Annotated in this window: 9 protein-coding genes; all 9 read left to right on the forward strand. The window is 70.6% G+C overall.

Annotation, left to right across the window (positions count from 1 at the left end; translation table 11 throughout):
• Positions 1 to 674, forward strand: a 674-nt coding sequence (locus FV230_RS29990) for an HI1506-related protein (protein ID WP_187275612.1), incomplete at its 5' end; no start/stop codon positions are given.
• Positions 675 to 927: 253 nt separating this feature from the next.
• A complete protein-coding gene (locus FV230_RS25030) occupies positions 928 to 1359 on the forward strand; it encodes a DUF1320 domain-containing protein (protein ID WP_147844320.1) in 432 nt (143 codons plus the stop codon).
• The gene (locus tag FV230_RS25035; protein ID WP_147844321.1) at positions 1360 to 1986 is read left to right on the forward strand and encodes a phage virion morphogenesis protein; all 627 of its coding nucleotides are present in this window, start codon (positions 1360 to 1362) and stop codon (positions 1984 to 1986) included.
• Entirely contained in the window at positions 1983 to 2405 is a 423-nt protein-coding gene (locus tag FV230_RS25040; RefSeq protein ID WP_147844322.1) for a hypothetical protein, read from the forward strand. Before FV230_RS25035 ends, FV230_RS25040 begins: the two co-directional genes overlap by 4 nt.
• 2 nt (positions 2406 to 2407) lie before the next feature.
• A complete protein-coding gene (locus FV230_RS25045; protein ID WP_147844323.1) occupies positions 2408 to 2608 on the forward strand; it encodes a hypothetical protein in 201 nt (66 codons plus the stop codon).
• Positions 2609 to 2611: 3 nt separating this feature from the next.
• Positions 2612 to 3541 (forward strand): phage tail tube protein, encoded by a 930-nt coding sequence (locus FV230_RS25050; RefSeq protein ID WP_147844324.1) that lies wholly within the window; start codon positions 2612 to 2614, stop codon positions 3539 to 3541.
• Between the two features lie 62 nt (positions 3542 to 3603).
• Positions 3604 to 3972: a hypothetical protein gene (locus FV230_RS25055; protein WP_147844325.1), complete on the forward strand. Its 369-nt coding sequence runs from the start codon at positions 3604 to 3606 to the stop codon at positions 3970 to 3972.
• Between the two features lie 119 nt (positions 3973 to 4091).
• Positions 4092 to 4358, forward strand: coding sequence for a DUF1799 domain-containing protein (locus FV230_RS25060; RefSeq protein ID WP_147844326.1), 267 nt, complete (start codon positions 4092 to 4094; stop codon positions 4356 to 4358).
• The coding region (locus FV230_RS25065; RefSeq protein WP_210248656.1) for a hypothetical protein at positions 4355 to 4572 on the forward strand (218 nt) is incomplete at its 3' end. The genes FV230_RS25060 and FV230_RS25065, both read left to right, overlap by 4 nt.

The following is a 4572-nucleotide window of genomic DNA, read 5'->3' on the forward strand; positions in this document are numbered from 1 at the left end:
GCCTCGGCCGCCCGCAGGATGCGGCGGGCGCGGCCGAGGCCGTCCGGGGTAGCGCCGTAGACGCGCCGGGCGTCGGCTCCGGTCCCGTCGGCGAGCGCTTCCCGGAGGCTGCTCGGCTCGGCTCGGCGATTGAGGCGGACGGCCGCGCCGTGCATCGCAGTCTGATGGGCGGCCTGCCCGTCTTCGGTGATGACGATCCCGTGCTCCGCGACATGCGGGAAGCGTTCGCCGACCCGCGCAACGCCGAGGCCGTGGCGCAGTTGCGGCGCGAGCTGGGCGCCGCACCCGCCGGGATCGAGGTCGAGCCCGGCGCCGGCGCCGTCGAGCCGCAGGTGATGTCGCGCGAGGGTGCGTTCGGCGCCCGGACCGAGCGGCGCTCGCTGCCGACCGTGGAGACGCTGATCTCGCGGCGCGCCGCGCTCGCGGCCGACGTCGCCGGCATCGCCATCACCGGCGCCAAGCTCGCCCGGCACATGCCGACCACCGACGACGAGATGGACGAGTTCCGAGCCGCCGGCTTCGACCTGGTCGTGATCTCGCGGCAGGCCGGCTTCCGCCGCGCGGGTGTTGCGCACCCGACCGCGCCGACGCTCCGCCGGAGCCAGGATTTCGAGGTGAATGAGATCGAGGCGATGGCCCGCGATCCCATGCTGGTCGTCCAGGCGCTGCGGTGACCGGCCCCCGGCCAAGCGTCGGGCGGATCGTTCACCTCAACGTCCAGATGGCGCCGGGCGTCGAGGCCCAGCCGCTCGCAGCGATGATCACGTCGGTGGTCCCGCTCGCCTACGCTGGGGCGCCTCAGCGCGTGACGCTGACGCTCTTCCCGGTCGGCGCCGAACCCTACGCCTCCATGTACCCCCATGAGGAAGGCACCGCACCGGGCACCTGGTGCTGGCCGCCCATGGTTCCCCTCGCTCAGACCCCGCGATGACCTACGCCCAGAAATCCGACCTGATCGAGCGCTTCGGCGAGCTGGAACTCGTCCAGCTCACCGATCGCACGCACAAGCCGCAGAGCACGGTCGACGACGTTCCCGTCGACCGTGCTCTCGGTGACGCGTCCGCGCTGATCGACGGGTATCTGGGCAAGGTCTACGCGCTGCCGCTTGCCGGCGTGCCGGCCAACCTGGTGAAGATGTCGGCCGACATCGCCCGGTACTACCTCCACGGCAAGGCCGCCGACAAAGACAGCCCGGTCACCCGCGCCTTCGGCGAGGCGGTCGCTTGGCTGAAGGACGTCGCCGCCGGCCGCGTTCAGCTGGAAGACAGCGGCGTCGCGCCCCCAGTTGCGCCCGGCGCGGCCGGCCGTGTCCAGGCGTCCAGGCCGACCTTCACCCGCGACACGTTGCGGGGCTTTTAGATGTCGGGCGCCAGCATCAAGATCGTGGTCTCGGATGCGGAGATCGCGGCCGGCCTGAAGCGCCTGGTCGATACCGGCCGGGATCTCCGCCCGGCGATGGACGCGATCGGCGGCGCGCTGCTCACGTCGACCCAGCAACGCTTCGAGCGGAAAGCCGGCCCGGACGGCGGGGCCTGGGCGCCGTTTGCGCCCTCGACCCTGAAGCGGATGCCGGATCGGCGGAAGCCGCCCGAGCTGCTCCGCGATCGCGGTCGGCTCTACAGCAGCCTGACCTTCGCCGCCGGCGACGACAGCGTCGAGGTCGGCACCAACGTCGTCTACGCGGCGATCCACCAGTTCGGCGGCGACATCGTCATGCCGGAGCGCCAGGGCAGCGCCACCTTCGTCACCGTGCGCCAGGGCGCCGGCGTGACGAAGGATGGGAAGCGCGTCGGCTCCAGGCTCCGCTTCGCCAAGGCCAGCACCCGCGCCAAGTCGAAGGAGACGAAGGCGTTCACGGTCCCGGCGCACACCATCCGCATCCCGGCGCGGCCGTACCTCGGCATCAGCGACGCGGACAAGGCCGAGATCCTGGCGATCCTCGCCGACGAGCTGGGCGAAGCGGGCGCGGCCGAGGTCACGCCATGATCGTCCCCGAGATCATCGAGCGCTTGCTCGATCAGACCGCCGGGTCGTTCGGCCTGGTCGAGGGCTCGGCCGAGCTGGCCTCGCTCGGCAGCGCCCAACCGATATCGCTGCCGGCCGCCTACGTCTTCATCTCCGAGGAAGCGGCCTCCGAGAACGAGCGCGTCAACGCCGTGCTCCAGCGCATGGAGATGGACGTCTCTGTCGTCGTCATCACCGGCAACGTCTCGGACGCGAACGGCGCCGCCGCCGCCCAGGACATCGAGCCGCTCAAGGCCGCCGTCCGCGCCGCGCTGATCGGTTGGCAGCCGGCGTCGGCCGACGACGTCATCACCAACGTCGGCGGCCGCCTCGTGCGCGCCAGCGGCGGGCTCGTGTGGTGGGAGCTGACCTTCGCCACCGCCGTCTACCTGGAGGGCTGATCATGGGTGTTCGTGAGGGCGGCAGCTACGCCGCCGACAATTCCGGAGCCGAGACGCTCGTCGAGCGCACGGTCCAGGATCTGACGCCCCGCGTCGTCGACACCGGCCCCGCCCCCGAGGTGCCGACCGCGCCGGCGGCGCCGCCGATCGAGCCGGTCGACGACGCCGGTCGCGGCCTCCCCGACACGACGCACCAGGAGTAGACCGTGGCCAGACGGTATTTCAAAAAGCTCGGCGCCCTCGCCAAGACCGAGGCGGCCTACGGCGTGGACGCCGCGCCGACCGGCGCGGCCAACGCGATCCAGCTCTCCGACGTGAGCGTCACGCCGCTCGAAGGCGACAAGGTCTCGCGCGACCTGATGCTGCCCTACTTCGGCGACCAGGGGTTCGTGCTGGCGGCGACCTACGCCAAGGCGGAATTCTCGATCGAGATGGCGGGCGCCGGCGCCGCGGGCACCGCTCCAGCCTATGCCGCGCTGCTCCGCGCCTGCGGCCTCGCCGAGGTCGTCACCGCCGGCGTCAAGGTCGAGTATCACCCGGTCAGCGCCGCCCAGGAGGCGGCCTCGCTCTACTTCAACATGGACGGGGTGAACCACGTGCTGCTGGGCGCGCGCGGCACCCTGACCATGTCGATCGTGCCGAAGCAGATCCCGAAGTTCCGCTTCACCATGACGGGCTTGCTCGGCCCGATCGCCGACACGGCCCTGCCCACGGTCGACCTGTCGAAGTACCAGAAGCCGCTGGTGTGCTCGAAGACGGACACAGTCTTCAGTCTGCATGGCTTGGCCGCCGTCATGGAGAGCCTCAACCTCGACCTCGGCAACACCGTCGTCGCGCGGATGCTGGTCAACTCCGAGAGCATCGAGATCACGGACCGAAAGGTCTCCGGGACCACCGTCATCGAGGCCGTCGCGCTAGCGGTGAAGGATTGGTTCACGATCGCCCGGACCTCCATCGTTGGCGCCCTATCCGTCACCCACGGCATCGCGGCCGGCAACATCGTCGAGGTCGTAGGCCAGGCCGTCCAGATCGGCACGCCGACCTACGGCAACACCGACGGCATCACGAACACCTCGCTGCCGCTGACCCTCTGCCCGGTCACCGGCGACGACGAGATCGTCATCCGCATCCGCTGATCGAGGCGGCGATCGCCGCCTTGAACGCCGCTTGAAGCCCCTCCCAGCCGGAGCGCCGACCCATGTTCACCGTCACCTCGAAGCGACTGTTCTGGTGGCCCGTCACCGTGAAGATCCCGCACTCGGAGAAGGCCGGGGAACAGCAGGACCACACCTTCGAGATGCAGTTCGAGGCGATGCCGCTCGACCGGGCGGCGGCGATCGATGCCGCGCGCAACACGCTGCCGGAGGCCGAGCGCGCCAAGCGGAGTTTCGACTTCCTCAATGAGATCGCCAAGGGCTGGCGCGACGTGGTCGGCCAGGACGGCGAAGCCGTCGCCTTCAGCACGGAGGCCTTCGAGGCCCAGCTCAATTTCGCGTGGTTCAGGGACGGCGTCCTCGAAGCCTACCGCGAAGCCGTCACCGGCCAGGCGGCCCGCCTGGGAAACTGAAGGCGGCGGCCCGCGCGCTCGCCTACGTCTGGACCGGCCGAGCGGACCCCGAGAGGGCGCTCGGGCTCGATGCCGAGACCAGGGCGCAATTCGCGAAGCTCGGCGTCGCCGCCGACGAGATGCCCGGAGGCGATGCCCCGGCCGACACGGCGATCGAGGTCTGGGATGATCACTGGCACGCGTTCACGATCTTCAGGGCTTGCAGGACGCAATGGCGTCTCGTCGCGATCAAGCTCGTGCTGTTCCATCTCGGCCTCGACTATCCCGGCGTCGAGGTCGTGATGCGCCGCCTCCTGCCGCACGATGCCGACCACAACGCCGTCTTCGCCGACATCATGGTGATGGAGGCCGAAGCCCTGCCGATCCTCAACGAGGTCTCGGCATGACGCTGCAGCTCGCCGTCAAGATCACGGGTGACGCCTCGTCCCTGACGAAGGCGGCCGAGGACGCGAAGCGCGCGACCGATGCGCTCGCCACCTCGACCGAAACCGCCGGAACGAAGGCCGGCGCGGGCGCTGCCGGCATCGAGCGCGCGACGGTGGCCGTCGAAGAGCTGGCCACCGCCGAGCGCGAGGCGGCCAGCGCGACGTCGGGCATGGG

Origin of the sequence: Methylobacterium sp. WL6, assembly GCF_008040095.1 — a bacterium.
Lineage (GTDB): Bacteria > Pseudomonadota > Alphaproteobacteria > Rhizobiales > Beijerinckiaceae > Methylobacterium.